We start from the raw sequence: 17,908 nt of genomic DNA on the forward strand, positions 1-17,908 counted from the left end.
GCACTGCTAACTCTGCAAGCCCAGCCTGCCAAGCCTTTGTGGGTGCTGCTGTCGCGTACAAGTACGGCACTTGGGCCGGCGATCTTGGGATCTACGATGATCTGAGCCGCAGCAGTGAGGCACTTAGCTCGTTCGCGCACTCCATGAACGGAACTGCTTACCGCCAGCTCATCTTTGAAAACGGCGGGCTAAAGCCTGTCTACATCATGCCTCAGGAGTACACGGTCGCTGCGCTTGCACAGTGGACTGGCAACTTTGACAAGACCGTCGATCAGTACGGAATCTTCTCCAAGGAAGCATCTGCCGAGCTTGGGTTGGGCCTTGCGAAGGTACTGCTTCGAAAGTATGGGGTTGTTAACATTGTTGGCGGAAATGGAGGTTTTGGGAAGGGGGCGAAATCTGGTGCTTCTGAGCAACTGCCTAGGCAGACGGCTGCTCCGGTTTATGCGACTAATAAGGAGGCCACTGTTGCCGCGACGGCTCTGGGCTTCAGACGCGTGAAGGAGACTGCGCATGATGGCGAACTTGTTTTCACTAATGGGAAAGTATTTATCACGAGAGATGTTGATGGTCATAATGGTGGGGCTTGGAAGGCGGCTAGGACAGTGAAGGCGCTGAATAGCCGGGATACTAGGCTTGGTACTTTTGATTCCAGAATGAATAGGATAGGAGAATGATCTTGGAGCAGTCTTCTTGGGTGGTGCGCGGAAAAACAATTAAGGACTTGATCGAAGAGCTCATGACTTTTGAAGATCAGGATCTGTTCGTAGAAATTTCAGTTGATGGTGGTGATACCGTTAGGCCAATTAGTCTGGTTGGAAGGGATGGTGGGAAGTGCGTGCTATTCTACTTCGGTGAGAGCGATTAGTTATGGGGGTGAGATTCTGGTTATTCGGCGACGAGGGTAAGCGGGTTAGTAAATTTCAAATGGCGCGATGCTGGTAGGGTGGCGTTGTTCGAGTGAGGGGGGGGGATTGCTGAGTGGCTATGGTTTTTATCTTGGCGTTTCTGTATTTTGTGTGAGGATCTCGTTGGTTTTATAGGGTGGCTCTTGCTTAAAATAATTCTTCCTTGACTTGATGGTTCCTGCTGGGGGAGGGTCCATGCTCGCAGAGCGACAAGGACCTGAAGATCGGCGTGTTCGCGCGGGTGAAGTCGCCGCTGATCGACCTGATCAACAACGTGGACGCAGCCCGCCAGTCCGATGATCGTCTGCAGAAGATGCAGGGCATGGCCGCCGGCGCCAACGCCTATCAAGCGGCCAGTGCGATCTCGGCGCTGTCCGGCCGTGCCGGCAGCGGCGATCTGTTCAGTGCTGAAGCGGGCATCGGCTTCAAGACCGCCAACAGCAATGCAGACGGCAGCAGCACGGTCTCGCGCGGCTCGACCATCCAAGGCGGCGGCAACGTCAACCTGACCAGCACGACGGGCGACATCCACGTAGTCCAGGGCAACCTGAGCGCGGGCAACACCCTCAACCTGGATTCTGCCGGCGACATCCTGCTGGAAGCGGGCAAGGCGCACGTGGCAGACCGCAGCAAGAGCAGCAATGCAGGCGCCGAAGTGGGCGTCGGCGTGGTGGTGGGTGCGCAGACGGGCGTGTATGTGTATGCCGAAGCCAGCGTGGGCAGCAGCAAGTCGAACTCGGACAGCAGCACCTGGCAGAACACCACGCTGACCGGCCAGAACATCTCGCTGGAGGCCGAGGGTGACACCACGTTGCGCGGCGCGACCGCCACGGCCGACCGCATCGACGTCAAGACCGGCGGCACGCTGACCATCGAATCGCTGCAGGACATGGCCGAGAGCATGTCCAAGAACAGCCAGGTGGGTGGGCGCGTGCAGGTGGCCTTCGGTAATGCGTGGAATGCCGATGGCTATGTCAGTGCAGGCAAGGCCGAGGGCAGCTACCAGGGCGTGGGCCAGCAGAGTGGCTTGTTTGCCGGCAACGGTGGCTATCACGCGGATGCGGGACACGTGAATCTGATTGGCGGCGCGATTGCCAGCACCAACGCGGCCAACAGTGAACTGACCGCGCAGACGCTGACCTTCAGCGACCTGCAGAACCAGATGGACTACTCGGCCAGCTCGGGCAGCATCAGTGGCGGTGCCGGCGGGCAGATGAAGGGTTGGGACCCGAAGGCGGGCACTACCGCCCCCCGCGGTGGCCCGGGTACGCCAATGACGGAGAGCGGCAGCGACAGCAGCTCCACGCTTGCAACGCTGACCGAAGGCAACATCACCATCGGTGGCAAGCAGACCACGGCGGCGGAGCTGGGCATCAACACCGATGCCAGTGCCGCGCATCGTGCGCTGGAGGCGTTGCCTGATGCCAGCAAGCTGCTGGCGGACCAGCAGGCGATGGCGGCTGCGGCGGGGACGGTGCTTTCCACAAGCCAGCAGATTGCCAACGACATTGGCAGTGGTGCGAACAGGATCACCGACAAGTATCGGGAAGGGCTGAGCGTCGAAGAAAGACGGGTATTTGATGACCTTCCTTGGGACGAGCAGTTCAATCGCCTGAAAGTGTTCGATCCGTCATACCCCGAGGCATTGGTCACGCAGCAGAAGTGGGCTCCTGACGGTGTCTATGGCCGCGCGCTTGGCGCGGTAACCACCGTACTGGTCGGAGGCATGTCCGGCCAAGGGCTGGGTCAGCTGGGTTCCAACGCGCTGGCACCGTATGCGGCTGAACTGATTGGCAAGACGTTCGACCCGAACAAGCAGAGTGCTGTGCCCAGCGAGGCCATGCAGATGCTGTCGCATGCGCTGCTGGGCGCGTTGTTGGCTGAGGCCAATGGTGGCTCGGCGGGGAGTGGGGCGCTTGCGGCCGGTGGTGGTGAGTTGGCAGCGAAGTTCCTGACGGACAAGCTATTCGGCGGGGATCCCTCGAAGCTGAGCCCACAGGAAAGGGAAACAGTTCTGGCGCTGTCGCAGGCGGTGGGAGCTCTGGCGGGCGGGTTGTCGGGACAGGATCTGGCGGGCATCGCGTTGAATGCGGGGATTGCCAGGAATTCTGTTGAGAATAATTTCCTGACCGAGCCGCAGGCGCTGGTGCTTAAGGAGCAACTGGACGAGTGTGGCTCGGATCTGGCGTGCCAACAGATGGTGCGGAATGTGTCGAAGGAAGTGTCCCGGAGCATGGATTACGAGTTGCTCTCAGTCTGCACTGCTAACTCTGCAAGCCCAGCCTGCCAAGCCTTTGTGGGTGCTGCTGTCGCGTACAAGTACGGCACTTGGGCCGGCGATCTTGGGATCTACGATGATCTGAGCCGCAGCAGTGAGGCACTTAGGGATGGTCTGAACAACCAGCACTGAGTCCTGAGTTTCCAGGTTTGGCCCGACCAACGTCCGGCAGGCGCGCCAGATGTGCGGTTTTTCGCCGTTTGGGTGGTGCCGGCAGGCACCTGCGGACGGATTGATCCCTATGCCGGCAGCAGCTGCCGGCGCACCATCCACAGATTGGACAGTGCAAACAATGTCAGCACCTGTGCCGTGTTCTTGGCCAAGCCGCGGTAGCGCGCCTTGGTGTAACCGAACTGACGTTTGATCACCCGGAACGGGTGCTCGACCTTGGCACGCATGCTGGCCTTCCAGCTCTCCCAGCGTTCCACCTGTTTGCGTTCCCGCGCGTCGCCAACGGCCCTGACCTGCGAGCGCTTGGCGGCGATGAAGAACATCGCCTTGCAGTTGGACAGCTCTGCACGCTTGTCGGCACCGGTATAGCCGCTGTCGCCGAACACGCACTCTTCCTTGCCATGCAGCAGCGCGTCGGTGACCGTGACATCGCTGACATTGGCTGCCGTGCACTTGACGTGGTGCACCAGCCCGGAGAATTCATCAACACCGATATGCGCTTTCATCCCGAAGTACCACTGGTTGCCCTTGCGGGTCTGATGCATTTCCGGGTCGCGCGCCTTGTTGGTGTTCCTGGTCGAGCTGGGCGCGTGGATGATCGTGGCATCCACGATCGTTCCGGCGCGCAGGCTCTGGCCTTTGCGCGCAAGGTGCGCATTTACCGCCTCCAGCATATTCGCCGCCAGGCCATGCTTCTCCAGCAGACGACGGAAGTTGAGGATCGTGCTCTCATCCGGGATCACATCGAGCCCGCTGAGCCGGGCGAACAGCCGCATCGAAGCGATCTCGTGCAGCGCTTCCTCCATCCCCGGATCGCTCAACGCGTACCACTGCTGCAGCAGGTGGATGCGCAGCATAGTCTCCATCGAATACGGCGGCCGGCCCACGCGATCTGAGCGCGGATAATGCGGCTCGATCTGAGCCAGCAGCGCCTTCCAAGGCACTACCTGCTCCATCTCCGCAAGGAATATCTCGCGTCGGGTCTGCTTGCGCTTGCCCAGGCCCTCGGCATCACCAAATGTCAGCTGCATCGATAGCTTCTCAACGTGTGCCGCCATTGTCTCTCAGGCGACAGGCCAAGGCACGGCACGGCACCGCCGAAGTAGTTGTTCAGAGCATCCCTAGGTGGCGCACTGGGAGGCGCCAGTGGTGCAGGCACGGCACTTATGGGAGATCAGTTCAACCGTCAGTTGCATCCTGATGAAATTAATTTCCTGGCCGCAAAGGCAAAGGACTTCGCCAATCTGCTGTTTGGATGCGGGGAAAGCTGTAGTGCCGATCAGGTCAATGTGGCCCGGGGGCGTCTGTTGCGCGAAGCCTACGCCCGCGTGGATGACATATACGGCTCGTACGAGTCAGACTTTGCGGCGTCAAGTTTCATTGGCTCAAACCCAATGACTTTCGTTGGGCCCGATGGTAAGCAGCATGAAGGGTTCATTGAACTCGACAATGACCGCCGCAATGACCACAGCCTGTACAAGGATATGCTTGGCACCCGGCGAGCCGAATTTAATCTGCTTACCGCCGCACTTCTGGAGGGAGGTAAAACAGAAGCAGCTGTGAGGCTGGACTACAACCGGCAGCTCGCTGAGCTCGCCACGAGTGCACGTGGCCGTGATGGAGTGATGATCCTCGAGACCTTCAGTGGAGAAATTGGTGGGTGGGGTTCAGTAATAAAGAATGTACTGAAGGGGGATGGTGAGTCCGGAAGCCTCGCAGCTGTGCCTCTTCTTATCTTTACGAAGGTGCCAGGGGCCAAGGCTGCAGCGGAGGTTGCGGAGAGTCTGGCCGCGCAGGCTGTGAAGGGGGCCGCGTCCCGGGCAGAGGCAACAGCAGGCACAATGGGTGCGAACATTGGCACTCCCCTGACGTTCAACAAAGTAACCAAGACTTGGAGTAGTCCGGGGGGGGGCTTGACTATGGAATGGGCTCTACGCATGGAAATCGTATCAAACATGTAATGGCACATACGATTCCAAACCCAGCAAAATTGACGCATTCCGTTTTCGTTGAGGATAGATCCAAGTTGATTTCTCTTATCGACGAGGCTTGGAGGATGAAGGGGGCAGCGGTGCCAGGAGATCCGGGAGCATTCATCGTCCCAATGGGGCGGGTGATTGGCACTGCCGGCGAGAAAAATATAAGAATTATTGTTAAACCTGGTACCAATAAAATAATATCTGCATATCCTGTACAGTGAGGTTTTTTATGATTTGTCCGCGTTGTGAGCAAGGTGAGATATTTGAGGCTCATGTCAAGAGGAGTGGGGTTCAGATATTTGTCTGCGACGAATGTGATGCTGTCTGGTTTTCTTTGATTGACATCGGTGCTTCTCCGTTCAGGGATCTTGAAACTTATCTTGAGGAGAATTCGATTGCTCCATCTTGGGAGTCAATTTCTGTGGATAGGCGCCTGTAATGCTTTGATGCACGCGACGGCTTGTATCTGGTGAAGCAGCAGGAGCGGGGGGCGGCGCTGAGACATGGCCGGCCATTTTGAGAATGGCTGGCATGCGGCGAGTTGCAAGCCAAGCATGAGTAATGATGGGGCTGCCATGGTTGTCCATGCCTTCTTTCGTGGTGTTTCGCGTACTTGCTGGAATCCTGGCGAATCCGCTGTACCTGGCGCACTGTCGAAGGATTGTCCACAAGGTCGATGCCGAGCATCGCGGGGCACACCGGTGGCACCTTGAGCTGCGCAAGGCTGGCGATATCAGCTACACCGCTCTGGTGATCGCCTTGGCGGTAACGGCCTCACAGAACACCCTGATCAATCTGATGGTTGGTTCGATACCGAAGCCAGCGCCCAAGCCGTCTCCCGTGCACGTGGCGTCGAACCTGCCGGATCCGCTGGATCCGCAGTTGGAGGAAGTGGAGCGTGAGGAATACCAGGAGCAGATGCGTGCGATCGCAATGACGGCGTGGCCTGCCGGCATTCCGACCGACGGCAATGCCTGCATTGTCGAGTTGCGTTTGGCGCCCCCAGGTCGCGTGCTGGAGGCCAATGTTATGGAGCCCTGCACGTTGAACGACGAACAGCGCGAAATGATGCTGGGTGAAATCAGGCGCACGGACTTCACCATCCAGGGGAAGATGCGGTTCTTCAACAGGCATACCCTCATCGGCTTGCGCAAGTAATGAGCATTTCGCTGTTTCTCGAGGTCGAAGCCGGCGCCGACCTCGATGCCGTTCTGCATGCCCTGGATTCGATCCGGGCCGAGTACTCCAACGGCATTGACGATCTGCATGGGTATTTCCCAGCGTCCAACACCGGCTTCGGGTTCGGCATCGTCGATCCGCCGGAGGCTGTCGTAGCCGAAGGAGTTGAAGCCGAGTGGATGGTTGGACTGCTCGGCTCGTTTCATTTCCGCGCGAGCGGATTTGAAAGCGCCTGGGAGGAAATCTGCCGTTTCATCAGGTGCTACGCCGCGACGTGCGGGTTCCGGTTTGTGCTCTCGTTCCAGTTCGAGAGCATCTATGCAGCAAGGCTCGGACAGGATTTGGTCTGCCCTGGGCCTGCTGCCCCATAATGCCGCATGACGGGGGCTATCCCGGTTCGGTCTGGTTTTTTCTGCATGTATCGATATGCCTTCTGGATATAGAGCATCTGTGGGTTGCCTGATTTCACACCTGTCTGCACAGTTTTAGATTTTTGGATCGATATAATAAAATTGACCCATAAAGTTTCCCTTGCCCGTGCCGCCACCGATATAGGGCCACGATCAAGGGGATTGAGATGCTCGCCTTACGCAACCTCCGTGTGGGATCCCGGCTTTCTGCCGGCTTCGGTCTGCTGTTGCTGTTCATCCTGGCCATCGTCGGCCTGGTGTTGTACGGAAACCATCTGAAGTCCGCCCAGTTCGAGAAAGTAGTGGGCGTGAACATGGTCAAGATGCGGTTGTTGAACGACATGCTCGATACCAACAACGCGGTGCTGATGCATCGCCGCCTGATGGTGATCAAGCGTGGCGAGGAGTTCGACAAGGACTACCAGCGGGCGCAGGAACTGAGCCGTACCTACGACGGCATCTGGGACAAGTACGTCAAGATTCCTCGCGATGCCACCGGCGATACGCTGGTGGCGCAGATCGCGGCGGCACGCAAGGCCACCGACGTCTCCACTCGACAACTGCACGAGCGGATGAAGGCGGGCGACTACGACGGTGCAGCCACCGAGCTGCTGGCCGAGCACGGTCTGGCCACCGCCTGGAATGGAGCGATCTCCAGCCTGCTGCGGCACCAGGAAGCCCTGACCGAACGCAGCCGTGAGGAATACCGCGCCACGGAAGCGTGGACGGGAACCCTGTCCATCGCCTTCGGTGTGCTCAGCCTGATCCTCGGTGCACTGGCTGCGTGGGCGATCACCCGCAGCCTGACCCGCCCCTTGGCGGGCGCGGTGAAGCTGGCCGATGGCATTGCCAACGGTCGCCTGGACAACGTCATCGATGCCTCGGGCAATGACGAGGTGACCCAGTTGCTGAAGTCCATGCAGCGCATGCAGGGGCAGTTGCAGGCGGTGATGGCGGCGCAGGGCGAGATGGCGCGGCAGCATGATGACGGCAGCCTGGGCTATCGCATGGACGAGAGCGCCTTCCCCGGCGATTACGGGCGGATGGTGCATGACACCAACGCGCTGGTGGGTTCCCACGTGCACGTGCAGAACCGCCTGATCGAGGTGATGAAGCACTACGCGCGCGGCGACCTGTCGGTGGACATGGATCGTCTGCCTGGCGAAAAAGCGGCGATCACCCAGGCGATGGACGAGACCAAGTCCAGCCTGTCGGCCATCAACGGTGAGATCCGCCGATTGGCAACAGCTGCTGCAGCCGGTGACTTCAGCCTGCGTGGCGACGAAACACGCTTTGACCACGATTTCGCCGAGATGGTGACCGGGCTGAACCGGTTGATGCAGACCACCGACGAGAACCTGGTGCAGGTGTCGTGCCTGTTGCAGGCGATCTCACGTGGCGATCTGACCGTACGCATGCAGGGCGACTTCCACGGCGTGTTCGCCCGCATGCGCGACGACTGCAACGCGACCGTCGAGCAGCTGACCCAGATCGTCGGCCGCATCCAGGCCAGTGCATCCAGCATCAATCTGGCAGCGGGGGAAATCGCCTCGGGCAATACCGATCTGTCGCGGCGTACCGAGCAGCAGGCGGCCAACCTGGAAGAAACGGCAGCGTCGATGGAGGAGCTGACCTCCACGGTGAAGCAGAACGCCGAACACGCGCGCCAGGCCAATCAGCTGGCGATCGGTGCACATGGGGTGGCCTCGCAGGGCGGCGAGGTGGTCGGCCAGGTGGTGACCACCATGAGCGCCATCGAAGCGTCGTCGAAGAAGATCGCCGAGATCATCAGCGTGATTGATGGCATCGCTTTCCAGACCAACATCCTGGCGCTCAACGCCGCCGTGGAAGCGGCGCGCGCGGGTGAGCAGGGCAGGGGCTTTGCCGTCGTGGCCAGTGAGGTGCGCACGCTGGCGCAGCGCTCGGCGGGTGCGGCCAAGGAGATCAAGGGCTTGATCGAGGAGTCGGTGGGCAAGGTGTCCGACGGCTCGGCGCTGGTGCGTCAGGCGGGCACCACGATGGGCGAGATCGTCGCCTCGGTGCAGCGGGTGACCGACATCATGGCGGAGATCTCGGCGGCCTCGCAGGAGCAGAGTTCCGGTATCGAGCAGGTCAACCAGACCGTGATGCAGATGGATGAAGCCACCCAGCAGAACGCCGCGCTGGTGGAAGAGGCCAGTGCTGCAGCACGTTCGATGGAGGAGCAGGCCAACCTGTTGGCCGAGGCGGTGTCGGTGTTCCGCACCGGGGCTTCGGTGGCGGCGGCAGCAGTCCGTCCGATGTTGGCCGCGGTTGCTGCAAGTGTGCCGCCGGTGCGTCGCGTGACCGGCGTGCCGCCTCGGATCGCGCCCTCGCTCGCGGCCAACACGGGTGGGTGGGAAGAGTTCTAGGCCGGGTGGGAGACGGCGCCCATCGCGATGCTGGTCGCGATGGGCGCATTTTTGTTTCCTGAACCGATGGTGGCCGCTCAATCCCCGCAGACGCGGATTTCACCTGCAGTTGCCACCCGCAGGCAGACACTTGCGCCATACCGGAGCACAGGAGATGGCCATGAAGACCTCGACCCGATTGATGGTGCTGGGCACCCTGCTGGCGGCGTCGTCCGTTGCTGGCGCACAGAATTACGGCCCGCGTGATGAAGGCCGCAAGTTCAACGATGGCAGCCGCGTGGTCTGCAAGAACGTGGAAGTGCAGCGCAATACCCGCGATCCCAACCGCATCACCGGTACCGCCACCGGCGCCGTGGTCGGTGGTCTGCTGGGCAACCAGGTAGGCGGCGGCAACGGCAAGAAGCTGGCAACCGTGGCCGGTGCCGTGGCGGGCGGTGCAGCCGGCCGACAGATCCAGGGCAACCATCAGCAGAAGACCGGCGACCGCGTGGTCGAGCGCCGTTGTGAGCGCGTCTATCGCTGATCCCTTCATGCGATAGCCCCTTCCACACTGCTGTACCCCGAACGCCGGCCCTGTGCCGGCGTTCTTCGTTTCAGGCCCAGTCCTTCCTGGAGAAGAAGTACTTCCAAGCGTTGTGGTCCGCATCACCGGAATCCATCGCGCAGCGCCGCGCGGCCCAAGCGGTCGGCACGAATACAGCATCCCGTTCTGGTACGCGCCGGAGCCGTAAAAGGGGACGGAGGGGATCAAACCGTTTTCTCCCCCTTCGTGTCGATTACGACGCAATCGCCTCCGTCCCCTTTTTGCTGTGCAGGCGCCAAAGGGCGAGGGCGCTGTACAGCACCAGCAGGGCAGTCAGGGTGATCAGTTCGTGGCTGACCTCGGCCAGGCTGGCGTCCATCTGGTTCAGTCGGACCATCAGGTTGATACCGGAGGTAGTCGGCAGCAGTTGTGCCAGCCACACCAGTGGGCGCGGAGTCATCACCGCCGGCCACGACAGGCTGGCCAGGAAGAACAGCGGGATGGAGGTGGCGATGATGTACTGGAAGGCGCGTTCGCGGGTGCGGAAGAAGCTGCCGACGAACAGGCCGAACGCCACTGTGGCAGCGATGAACAGCGTACCGCCGAGCAACTGGCCAAGCGGGTTGCCGCCACGTGGATAGTCCTGCACCCATGCAGTGAAGCCGGCGTACCAGAACAGCCCGAACAGCCCGATCAGGCCGAAGCCGAGGGCCATGCCGGTCAAGGTCGGCAGGTCGAACCGCAGGCGCCGGCCCAGCACCAGCCGGCGGCCGCCGAGCAGGACGCCGATGCCCATCAGCAGTGTTTGATGCACGATCAGTTCGGCCACGCCGGGCACGATCGCGCTGCCATAGCCTTCCTGCGTGTTGTACAGCGGCCGTTGCACGAGGGTGACCGGAGGTGCCTGTGGCGCGCCCATGAACGCGGCCTGGGTGACCGCTGCTTCGCGGCCGAACGCACCCAGTGCATCTGCCACGCTGCCCAGCACCCAGCTGGCGCGACCGAGATAGGCGCCGTTGCCGAGCAGTACCAGCTTGGCCGGATGGCCACGCAGGATGTCGCGCTCCAGGTTGGCCGGGATCAGCACGATGCCTTCGGCATGGCCGGCTTCCAGCTGTGCACGTGCTTGCTGCAGATCGGCTGGTTGCCCGACCACATGGGCCACGCGCAGCGAATCGAGCTTGCGCAGCAGTTCGCGGCTGGTCGCGCTGTGGTCTTCATCGACCACCAGCACGGGCAGGTTGCCGGCCACCTGGTGGCGATAGGCGGCGGGGTAGAAGAACGAGTACAGAATCACCGCGCCGACCATCACCACGATCGCATAACGGTCGCAGAGCACGGCCAGCAGGGTCTGTCGCAGGCTGTGCCAGATCCGGCTCATGTGCCTGCCCCAGCCGGCTGCGCGGCCTGCGGCGTGCGCGCGAACGCCAGCAGGCGCCAGCCGCCGATGCCACCAGCAACCAGGATCATCAGCAGCAGCGTGGCCAGCGGCCACAGCGAAACCACGAGTGGCGAGCCGATGAACTGCTGCTGGGTCTGCAGCTTGATGTAGGCGCTGAGCGGCAGCAGCAGGTGCCAGACGCGGGTGAACAACGGCGCGTCGATCACCGGGAACGTGGCGCTGGAAAAGGCCAGTGCGGTGCCGATGCTCAGACCTACGGCGGACAGCGCGGTGCCCATGTCGCGGGTGACGCCGACGAAGAACAGTGCATAGGCCGCGGTGGCCAGGTAGAACAGCGGCTGTGCGAGCAGCAGCAGAACCACACTGCCGGCGATGCCGTCGCCGCGCAGCCAGGCCAGGTAGGCCGCGCCCAGCGCGCCGTACAACGAGAACAGCAGCACGTAGGGCAGCACCTTGCCGGCAATGGCCGACCACGGCGTCTGGCCCAACCAGGCGGGCAGGGTGCCCTCGCGGATTTCGCGGCCGAGGCTGCCGGCCACCGCCAGCGCCAGTACCAGCGATAGCACCGCCGGGAAGATCAGTGGCAGCAGGAACAGCTCGTAGCTGCGCGCCGGATTGAACAGGATGTCCGACTGCACCGCGATGGGCGCGGCACGCAGCTTGCCCGGCCCGACCTGCAGGCCGATGCGTTCGCGCAGCAGCCGCGCGTTCCATGCCGATACTGCATCGCCGATATCCCGCGCGGCGGACTGGCCGGTGGTCATGTAGGTGGCGTTGTAATAGGAAAACACCGTGCCTTGCCGGCCGCGCAACGCCTGGCGGGTCACATCGCGCGGCACCAGCACCACCGCGAACACCTCCAGCCGGCGCAGCTGCGCGCGTGCCTCCTCCATGCCTGCCGGTTGGCTGGTGATGCGCACACCGGGGCTGGCATCCAGCATGCGCAGCAGCAGGCGGCTGTCGCTGCTGTGGTCCAGGTCGACCACGGCAATCGGCACGTCACGCATCACCGATGCGGAGAACATCCAGGCCATCACCACCAGCATCAACAATGGCAGCAGGGTGACCAGCGCCAGGTCTGCACGGTTGCTGCGCAACCGACGCAGTTCACGCTGCCATGAGCTGCCAAAGCCGCTGCGGCTGGTGTTCAGTGCTGCGGCCATGCGAACAGCACGCTCATGCCGGGGCGGAAGCCCTCGATGCGGCGTACCGGGCGCACCCGCACTTCGAAGCTGCGCACGTCATAGCCCGATGACTGCCGGGTCGTGCGCCAGGTGGCGTAGTCGCCCGCAGGATTGATGAAGTAGACCTCGAATTCGTCGTCCTTGCCGAGCGCCGGCACGCTGCCACGCAGCTTGCTGCCGACCTTCAGGCCCTGCATCTGCGATTCGCGCAGGTTCATCGACACCCACATGCGGTCGATGTCGACCAGGGTGAATACCGGGTAGCCAGCCGGTACCAGCTCGCCCGGATCGGCCATGCGCTTGTTGATTTCACCGGCTACCGGTGCGCGACCTTCCACTTCCACACGTGCGGCGTTGACTTCCGCCACCGCGCCCTGCGCCTGCTGCACCTGGCCCTGTGCGGCACGCTTGTCCTGCTCGCGCGCACCGGCCAATGCCATGTCGTACTGGGCGCGGGCGGCGCGCGCCAGCTCGCGTGAGCTGGTGGCCTGGGCAGCGGCTTCGTCGCGCTTCTGCCGGGTCATCACCCCTTCGTTGAACAGGTTCTGCACGCGCCGGTAGGTGGCTTCGGCAAGCGTGGCGCCGGCTTCGGCGCGCTTCCAGTTGGCTTCGGCCGCGCGGATGTCTTCGCTACGTGCACCGTCGTTGGCTTTGTCGGCCACCGCCTGCGCTGCAGCCAGCGCGCCGTGCGCCTGCTGTTCCTTGGCCGCCACTTCGGGGCTGTCGAGCAGGAACAGTACTTGTCCGGCCTGCACGCGATCACCCTCGCGCACCTTCAGTTCGGCCACGCGCGCAGTGATCTTGGCCGACACGTTGAGGGTGTCGGCGTCGGCCATGCCCTGGATCTGGTCGGCGGGGCTGCGCCAGGCCAGCCACAGGCCCAGCACCACTGCTACCAGCAGCAGCACCAGCAGAATCGGCCCCAGCCGGCGCTTGCCTGGGGGCGTCGTTGCTTCGTCGTGCAACACATCACTCATGATCGATCACCTCGTCTGCACGCCGCCGATAGTCTTCGAAGCGGTCCATCTGTCCACTCACCTCAAGCAACTGCGCCAAGGCGATATCGTATTGGTAGGCGGCTTGCGCACGTTCGACGCGGGCACCGCCGAGGCCGAGCCGCGCATCGATCACGTCCAGCGAGGTGGCCTGGCCTTCGCGGAAGGCCAGCTCCTGCAGGCGCAGGTTCTCGTCGGCCTGGGCGATGCTGCTGTCCAGCAGCATGAACTGCTGGCGTGCGGTTTCCAGCGCGTTCCAGGCCTTGCGCACACCAAGTGCAACCTGGTTCTCGGCCTCGCGCAGGCCGGCCTCGGCCTGCTCCTGCTGCGCGCGTGCTGCACTGATCTGTGCTGGCCGTGAGTTCGGCGACAGGAAGGTGTACTTCAGGCCGATGCCGAACGCCCAGTCCGGATCGGTCAGCATTTCGTCGCGGCGGCGGAAGTCGTACTGGCCGAACAGGAATACCGTTGGCTTGAGCTTGGCCTGCTGCACGCGAACGCCCTGTTCGGCCTGCGCGACGATCGCCCGCAGCCGCGCGATCTGCGGCTGCCGTGCCTGTGCGGTGCGCTCGAAGCTGGCGACCGGTTCCAGCGGGGTACGCTGCACGAACAGCGGTGACAACGGCTGCACATCGCCGCCACTGCGCAGCAGGGTGGCCAGCGCAGCCTTCAGCGTGGCCAGGTCATTGAGCGTCTTCTGGTACTCGCGCTCGGCCTTGTCGCGGGCGACGGTGGCCTGCAGGCGCTGCGCGCGCGTGGCGAAGCCTTCGCGTTCCAGCTTTTCGGCATCGGACAGGTGGCGGTTCAAACCATCGCGCACATCGCGGCGCACGACCACTGCCTGTTCGGCCAGGCGCTGGCCGAAGTAGGCCTGGGCCAGCTGCACGGTCAGCGACTGCCGCTGCGCTTCGCGCTCGGCGCTGGCCTGTTCGCTGGCCGCGCCGGCAGCACGCTGCGCGGCGGGAATCAGGCCGCCGGTGTACAGCGGCAGCACTGCAGTGACCACCGGCCGCGTGCGCCAATCGCGTTCGGTGAACGACAGCGGCGAGTCGATGCCATAGGCTTCGGCCACCGGTGCCAGTGAGCCCAGCGGCAGGGTCAGTGTCTTCTGGAACTGGAGGCGGCGCACTTCGCCGGTGATCTCCGGCAGGCGCAGCAGGCGGGTGGCTTCCTGCAGTTCTTCCTTGTTGCGCACGCCGGCATCAGCAGCGGCCAGTGCGTCGGAGACCTGTTCCAGGCGCTGCCGCGCCTGTTCCCATTCCAGTGCGGGAGGCGCGCTGGTCTGTGCCGCTGCAGCCAGCGGCAGGCTGGCCAGCAAGGCCAGGCCGGCAGCGCCGAGCGCGCGATGCATTCTTGTCCGTGGGCAGCTCAGGCGCATGCCGTTCCTGTAGTGAAGAAGTGGGCAAACGGTAGTGGTCCGCGCGTGAAGCCGGGGTCTGCGGTGGTCTGGATCATGCTCTTTTCAACGTAGGGTATTGCCAGCGGCGGTGCGCAGTGCGTGGGTGATGTGCTGCAACGTGCTCGAACGCACGGCGGCATGCTGCCAGAACAAGGGTACGTCGAGCCAGCGACGGGGTTCCAGCACCACTATCTGCCCGGCCTCTGCCGCTGGCGTGACCAGGGCCTCCGGCGCCAGGCACCAGCCCAGCCCACGCGCGGCAGCATCGACGAAGCCGGTGGAGGAGGGCAGGTAGTGTACGGGCGGCTGCATTCGCGCGCGGGTCAGCCTGCGCAGGAAGCGCCATTGCAGTTCATCCTTGCGGTTGAACACGATCATCGGCGCCGACGCCAACGCGTCGGCCTGCATGCCCTTGCTGAAGTGGCGCCGCGCAAATGCCGGTGAGGCGATGGCGTGGTAGCGCATCGCGCCCAGCGGATGCACGTTGCAGCCCTTCAGGGGTTTGCGTTCGGCGGTGACCGCGCCCAGTACGCTGCCGTTGCGCAGCAGTTCCAGGGTATGTTCCTGGTCGTCCATGCGCAGGTCGAACAGGTAGCCGTGGCGCTGGTGCAGTTCGGCGATGGCGGCGACGAACCAGGTATCCAGCGAATCGTCGTTGACCGCCAGCGGGATCGGCGTGCGGGTGGCATCGCTGCCGCGTTCCGGCAGCAGTTCGGCCAGCGCTTCGGCCTGCAGTTCCTGCATCGGCCGCACCCGCCGCAGCAGTACTTCGCCGGCAGCGGTAGGCCGGCATGGCGCCTGCCGTGCCACCAGTACCTGGCCCAGCCGGTCCTCAAGCGCCTTGATCCGTTGCGACAACGCCGATGGGCTGATCGACAGGCGGCGTGCGGCAGCCTCGAAGCTGCCTTCTTCAAGCACCGCGGTGAAGGCGCTCAACTGCGGATGTACCAGGTCCACGCGATGCCTCTTCAGTTTTTCTGCACAGGATAAAGAAAAACCAGCTGGCCTTAACGGGGCCGTTGGTCGCACCCTGCGCCTTCTTTCACGGTGGAGAGCGTCGGATGTGGATTGCTGCGGCCCTGGCCGGCCTGTTCGCGGGCGCCGGCCTGATCATCGCCATCGGCGCGCAGAACGCCTTCGTGCTGCGGCAGGGCCTGCAGCGTCGCTACGTGGGCATGGTGGTGCTGGCCTGCATGGGCGGCATGGGAGCGCTGGTGCTGCAGTGGCCGCTGCTGTTGCAGGTGCTGCGCTTCGGCGGGGCCGCCTTCCTGCTGTGCTACGGCCTGCAGGCCGGGCTGCGCGCATGGCGCGGTGGCAGCGCGCTGGCCGCGGCCGATGCCAGTGGGGGCAGCCGGCGGCAGGTGCTGCTGGCCTGCCTGGCCTTCACCCTGATCAACCCGCACGTCTACCTGGATACGATGGTGCTGCTGGGCAGCCTGTCCACGCGCTATCCGGGCGACCTGCGTTGGGCGTTCGCGGCGGGCGCCTGCGTGGCCAGCGTGCTCTGGTTCTGCGGGCTGGGATTCGGTGCACGGTTGCTGCAGCCGGTGTTCCGCAACGCGGCCGCATGGCGGGTGCTGGATGCAGGCGTAGCGGTGTTCATGCTGTGCCTTGCGCTGCTGTTGCTGCTGCGCCCGCTCTAGGTCGCATCCACCGCGCACAACGGGGTCTCGCCGGGGCGCAGGGTCAGCACGCGTACACCACTGCCGGTCACGGCCACGGTGTGCTCGAACTGCGCTGAAAGCTTGCCGTCACGGGTATACACCGGCCATTCGTCGGGCTGCTGGCGGATCGCCGGCTTGCCCTGGTTGAGCATCGGCTCGATGGTGAACACCATGCCTTCCTGCAGTTCCATGCCGGTGCCGGCATGACCGTAGTGCAGGATCTGTGGCTCCTCGTGCATTTCCTGGCCGATACCGTGCCCGCAGTACTCCTTGACCACGCTGTAGCCGTGGCTGCGGGCATGGCGGGCGATGGCGTGGCCGATATCGCCCAAGCGCGCGCCGGGCCGCACGGCGGCGATGCCCTTCCACATGGCCTGGTAGGTCACCTGCACCAGCTTGCGCGCGGCGTAGTCGACTTCACCCACCAGATACGTGGTGCTGGAATCGGCGATGTAGCCGTTCTTCTCCAGCGTGATGTCGAGGTTGACGATCTGGCCGTTGCGCAGCACGTCATCGGCCGACGGCATGCCGTGGCAGATGACGTTGTCGATCGAGGCATTGAGCACGTACGGGAACCCGTACTGCCCTTTGCTGGCGGGCCGCGCCTGCAGGTCGTCGAGGATCATGCGTTCGACGATGTCATTGATCTCCAGCGTGCTGCGGCCCTGCAGCGGCAGGGTGTCGAGCATGGCGAAGACCTGCGCCAGCAGTCGTCCGGACTCGGCCATGTGGTCGATCTCGTCGGGGCGCTTGATCATGGCCATCGGCTCAGGCCCGCCCGGGCGCAAGCGGCTGCGGCTGCACGCCGGCGGCGCGCAGTTCGCTGGCGACGACGTCCTGGAAGCTCAGGGTCGGGTTCATCTCGCACAGCATGCCGACCCGGATCCAGAACGTGGCCTGGGCATTGATCGAGCGGTTGGAGACGGTGCAGGCACGGCGCAGCTGGTCGTGCAGGGTGTCATCGATGTTGACGATGCCCATGGGCGTTCTCGACAGGGAATATACGAAGCGTATACGAAACGTATATCGTCACTCAAGCCCGGGGCATTCAGCCAGCGTCGGTGGCGAAGCGCAGGCGGTTGCCGTCCGGATCGACGATCAGCATTTCGCGGCTTCCCCAATCCGTATCGTGTGGCGGCTGCTCGATGGGTACCCCGGCAGCGCTGAAAGCACCATGCAGGGCATCGACGTCGGCGACGATGAAATACACCGCGCCGCCCACTTCGCAGTCACCGGTGTGTTCGGTCAGGAAGATCGTCTGGCCCTCGCGGGTGAGCTGGGCGAACAGCGGGAAGCCGGGTTCGAAGCGATGCTCCCAGTCGACGAGGAAGCCCAGGCCCTGCACATAGAACGGCAGGCTGGTATCGGCATGGCGCATGCGCAACTGAGGGATGACGGTCTGGGGCATGACGGCGGCTCCGGGGGC

The 17,908-nt window shown here is 63.3% G+C and carries 20 protein-coding genes; 10 read left to right on the forward strand and 10 right to left on the reverse strand.

Going from position 1 to position 17,908, the window contains the following annotated elements:
- From WKB25_RS00005 to WKB25_RS00015, 3 genes are all read left to right on the forward strand, one after another.
- On the forward strand, positions 1–677 hold a 677-nt coding region (locus tag WKB25_RS00005), incomplete at its 5' end, for a toxin C-terminal domain-containing protein (RefSeq protein ID WP_340567956.1).
- On the forward strand, positions 674–868 hold the full coding sequence (locus WKB25_RS00010; RefSeq protein ID WP_340567958.1) for a hypothetical protein: 195 nt from the start codon (positions 674–676) through the stop codon (positions 866–868). The genes WKB25_RS00005 and WKB25_RS00010, both read left to right, overlap by 4 nt.
- A gap of 269 nt (positions 869–1,137) precedes the next feature.
- Positions 1,138–3,318, forward strand: coding sequence for a hemagglutinin repeat-containing protein (locus WKB25_RS00015; protein WP_340567959.1), 2,181 nt, complete (start codon positions 1,138–1,140; stop codon positions 3,316–3,318).
- A gap of 107 nt (positions 3,319–3,425) precedes the next feature.
- Here the strand turns inward: WKB25_RS00015 and WKB25_RS00020 are convergent, their stop codons facing one another.
- On the reverse strand, positions 3,426–4,388 hold the full coding sequence (locus WKB25_RS00020) for an IS5 family transposase (RefSeq protein WP_340567960.1): 963 nt from the start codon (positions 4,386–4,388) through the stop codon (positions 3,426–3,428).
- Positions 4,389–4,523: 135 nt separating this feature from the next.
- Between WKB25_RS00020 and WKB25_RS00025 the strand changes: the two genes are divergently transcribed.
- On the forward strand, positions 4,524–5,318 hold the full coding sequence (locus tag WKB25_RS00025; RefSeq protein ID WP_340567962.1) for a hypothetical protein: 795 nt from the start codon (positions 4,524–4,526) through the stop codon (positions 5,316–5,318).
- Positions 5,318–5,557: a hypothetical protein gene (locus tag WKB25_RS00030; RefSeq protein WP_165376620.1), complete on the forward strand. Its 240-nt coding sequence runs from the start codon at positions 5,318–5,320 to the stop codon at positions 5,555–5,557. The genes WKB25_RS00025 and WKB25_RS00030 overlap by 1 nt, the downstream gene beginning before the upstream one ends.
- Before the next feature lie 138 nt (positions 5,558–5,695).
- Here the strand turns inward: WKB25_RS00030 and WKB25_RS00035 are convergent, their stop codons facing one another.
- Complete coding sequence (locus WKB25_RS00035) at positions 5,696–5,923, reverse strand: hypothetical protein (protein ID WP_340567964.1); 228 nt, start codon at positions 5,921–5,923, stop codon at positions 5,696–5,698.
- Between WKB25_RS00035 and WKB25_RS00040 the strand changes: the two genes are divergently transcribed.
- From WKB25_RS00040 to WKB25_RS00055, 4 genes are all read left to right on the forward strand, one after another.
- Positions 5,922–6,494, forward strand: a complete 573-nt coding sequence (locus WKB25_RS00040) for a hypothetical protein (RefSeq protein ID WP_340567966.1) — start codon at positions 5,922–5,924, stop codon at positions 6,492–6,494. The two genes, WKB25_RS00035 and WKB25_RS00040, sit on opposite strands and share 2 nt — an antisense overlap.
- On the forward strand, positions 6,494–6,886 hold the full coding sequence (locus WKB25_RS00045) for a hypothetical protein (RefSeq protein WP_340567967.1): 393 nt from the start codon (positions 6,494–6,496) through the stop codon (positions 6,884–6,886). The genes WKB25_RS00040 and WKB25_RS00045 overlap by 1 nt, the downstream gene beginning before the upstream one ends.
- Positions 6,887–7,092: 206 nt before the next feature.
- Positions 7,093–9,315, forward strand: a complete 2,223-nt coding sequence (locus tag WKB25_RS00050) for a methyl-accepting chemotaxis protein (RefSeq protein WP_340567968.1) — start codon at positions 7,093–7,095, stop codon at positions 9,313–9,315.
- 154 nt (positions 9,316–9,469) lie between these two features.
- Positions 9,470–9,838 (forward strand): glycine zipper 2TM domain-containing protein, encoded by a 369-nt coding sequence (locus WKB25_RS00055; protein WP_025873797.1) that lies wholly within the window; start codon positions 9,470–9,472, stop codon positions 9,836–9,838.
- A gap of 253 nt (positions 9,839–10,091) precedes the next feature.
- On the opposite strand, the gene WKB25_RS00060 is transcribed toward WKB25_RS00055, so the two are convergent.
- From WKB25_RS00060 to WKB25_RS00080, 5 genes are all read right to left on the reverse strand, one after another.
- On the reverse strand, positions 10,092–11,219 hold the full coding sequence (locus tag WKB25_RS00060) for an ABC transporter permease (protein WP_340567970.1): 1,128 nt from the start codon (positions 11,217–11,219) through the stop codon (positions 10,092–10,094).
- Positions 11,216–12,403: an ABC transporter permease gene (locus WKB25_RS00065; protein WP_340567972.1), complete on the reverse strand. Its 1,188-nt coding sequence runs from the start codon at positions 12,401–12,403 to the stop codon at positions 11,216–11,218. Before WKB25_RS00065 ends, WKB25_RS00060 begins: the two co-directional genes overlap by 4 nt.
- Positions 12,388–13,401, reverse strand: coding sequence for an efflux RND transporter periplasmic adaptor subunit (locus tag WKB25_RS00070; RefSeq protein ID WP_340567975.1), 1,014 nt, complete (start codon positions 13,399–13,401; stop codon positions 12,388–12,390). Before WKB25_RS00070 ends, WKB25_RS00065 begins: the two co-directional genes overlap by 16 nt.
- Complete coding sequence (locus tag WKB25_RS00075) at positions 13,394–14,770, reverse strand: TolC family protein (RefSeq protein ID WP_340567977.1); 1,377 nt, start codon at positions 14,768–14,770, stop codon at positions 13,394–13,396. Before WKB25_RS00075 ends, WKB25_RS00070 begins: the two co-directional genes overlap by 8 nt.
- A gap of 111 nt (positions 14,771–14,881) precedes the next feature.
- Positions 14,882–15,775 (reverse strand): LysR family transcriptional regulator ArgP, encoded by an 894-nt coding sequence (locus WKB25_RS00080; RefSeq protein ID WP_340567979.1) that lies wholly within the window; start codon positions 15,773–15,775, stop codon positions 14,882–14,884.
- Positions 15,776–15,879: 104 nt separating this feature from the next.
- On the opposite strand from WKB25_RS00080, the gene WKB25_RS00085 reads away from it, so the two are divergent.
- Entirely contained in the window at positions 15,880–16,461 is a 582-nt protein-coding gene (locus WKB25_RS00085; protein WP_340567982.1) for a LysE family transporter, read from the forward strand.
- Here WKB25_RS00085 and map read toward each other — a convergent pair.
- From map to WKB25_RS00100, 3 genes are all read right to left on the reverse strand, one after another.
- Positions 16,458–17,240: a type I methionyl aminopeptidase gene (gene map, locus WKB25_RS00090; RefSeq protein WP_340567984.1), complete on the reverse strand. Its 783-nt coding sequence runs from the start codon at positions 17,238–17,240 to the stop codon at positions 16,458–16,460. The genes WKB25_RS00085 and map overlap by 4 nt on opposite strands.
- Positions 17,241–17,250: 10 nt before the next feature.
- On the reverse strand, positions 17,251–17,463 hold the full coding sequence (locus WKB25_RS00095; RefSeq protein ID WP_340567985.1) for a ParD-like family protein: 213 nt from the start codon (positions 17,461–17,463) through the stop codon (positions 17,251–17,253).
- 67 nt (positions 17,464–17,530) lie between these two features.
- Positions 17,531–17,890: a VOC family protein gene (locus WKB25_RS00100; RefSeq protein ID WP_340567987.1), complete on the reverse strand. Its 360-nt coding sequence runs from the start codon at positions 17,888–17,890 to the stop codon at positions 17,531–17,533.
- Positions 17,891–17,908: the final 18 nt, after the last annotated feature.

Source organism: Stenotrophomonas sp. G106K1 (genome assembly GCF_037969685.1).
Taxonomy (GTDB): Bacteria; Pseudomonadota; Gammaproteobacteria; order Xanthomonadales; family Xanthomonadaceae; genus Stenotrophomonas; species Stenotrophomonas lactitubi.

Excerpts from the sequence above, each read along its gene's own strand:
- WKB25_RS00095 (WP_340567985.1), bottom strand. The coding sequence starts at position 17,463 with ATGGGCATCGTCAACATCGATGACACCCTGCACGACCAGCTGCGCCGT.
- map (WP_340567984.1), bottom strand. The coding sequence starts at position 17,240 with ATGATCAAGCGCCCCGACGAGATCGACCACATGGCCGAGTCCGGACGA.
- WKB25_RS00070 (WP_340567975.1), bottom strand. The coding sequence starts at position 13,401 with ATGAGTGATGTGTTGCACGACGAAGCAACGACGCCCCCAGGCAAGCGC.
- WKB25_RS00010 (WP_340567958.1), top strand. The coding sequence starts at position 674 with ATGATCTTGGAGCAGTCTTCTTGGGTGGTGCGCGGAAAAACAATTAAG.
- WKB25_RS00085 (WP_340567982.1), top strand. The coding sequence starts at position 15,880 with ATGTGGATTGCTGCGGCCCTGGCCGGCCTGTTCGCGGGCGCCGGCCTG.
- WKB25_RS00075 (WP_340567977.1), bottom strand. The coding sequence starts at position 14,770 with ATGCATCGCGCGCTCGGCGCTGCCGGCCTGGCCTTGCTGGCCAGCCTG.
- WKB25_RS00100 (WP_340567987.1), bottom strand. The coding sequence starts at position 17,890 with ATGCCCCAGACCGTCATCCCTCAGTTGCGCATGCGCCATGCCGATACC.
- WKB25_RS00040 (WP_340567966.1), top strand. The coding sequence starts at position 5,922 with ATGCCTTCTTTCGTGGTGTTTCGCGTACTTGCTGGAATCCTGGCGAAT.
- WKB25_RS00025 (WP_340567962.1), top strand. The coding sequence starts at position 4,524 with ATGGGAGATCAGTTCAACCGTCAGTTGCATCCTGATGAAATTAATTTC.
- WKB25_RS00020 (WP_340567960.1), bottom strand. The coding sequence starts at position 4,388 with ATGCAGCTGACATTTGGTGATGCCGAGGGCCTGGGCAAGCGCAAGCAG.
- WKB25_RS00030 (WP_165376620.1), top strand. The coding sequence starts at position 5,318 with ATGGCACATACGATTCCAAACCCAGCAAAATTGACGCATTCCGTTTTC.
- WKB25_RS00035 (WP_340567964.1), bottom strand. The coding sequence starts at position 5,923 with ATGGACAACCATGGCAGCCCCATCATTACTCATGCTTGGCTTGCAACT.
- WKB25_RS00050 (WP_340567968.1), top strand. The coding sequence starts at position 7,093 with ATGCTCGCCTTACGCAACCTCCGTGTGGGATCCCGGCTTTCTGCCGGC.
- WKB25_RS00065 (WP_340567972.1), bottom strand. The coding sequence starts at position 12,403 with ATGGCCGCAGCACTGAACACCAGCCGCAGCGGCTTTGGCAGCTCATGG.
- WKB25_RS00055 (WP_025873797.1), top strand. The coding sequence starts at position 9,470 with ATGGCCATGAAGACCTCGACCCGATTGATGGTGCTGGGCACCCTGCTG.
- WKB25_RS00060 (WP_340567970.1), bottom strand. The coding sequence starts at position 11,219 with ATGAGCCGGATCTGGCACAGCCTGCGACAGACCCTGCTGGCCGTGCTC.
- WKB25_RS00045 (WP_340567967.1), top strand. The coding sequence starts at position 6,494 with ATGAGCATTTCGCTGTTTCTCGAGGTCGAAGCCGGCGCCGACCTCGAT.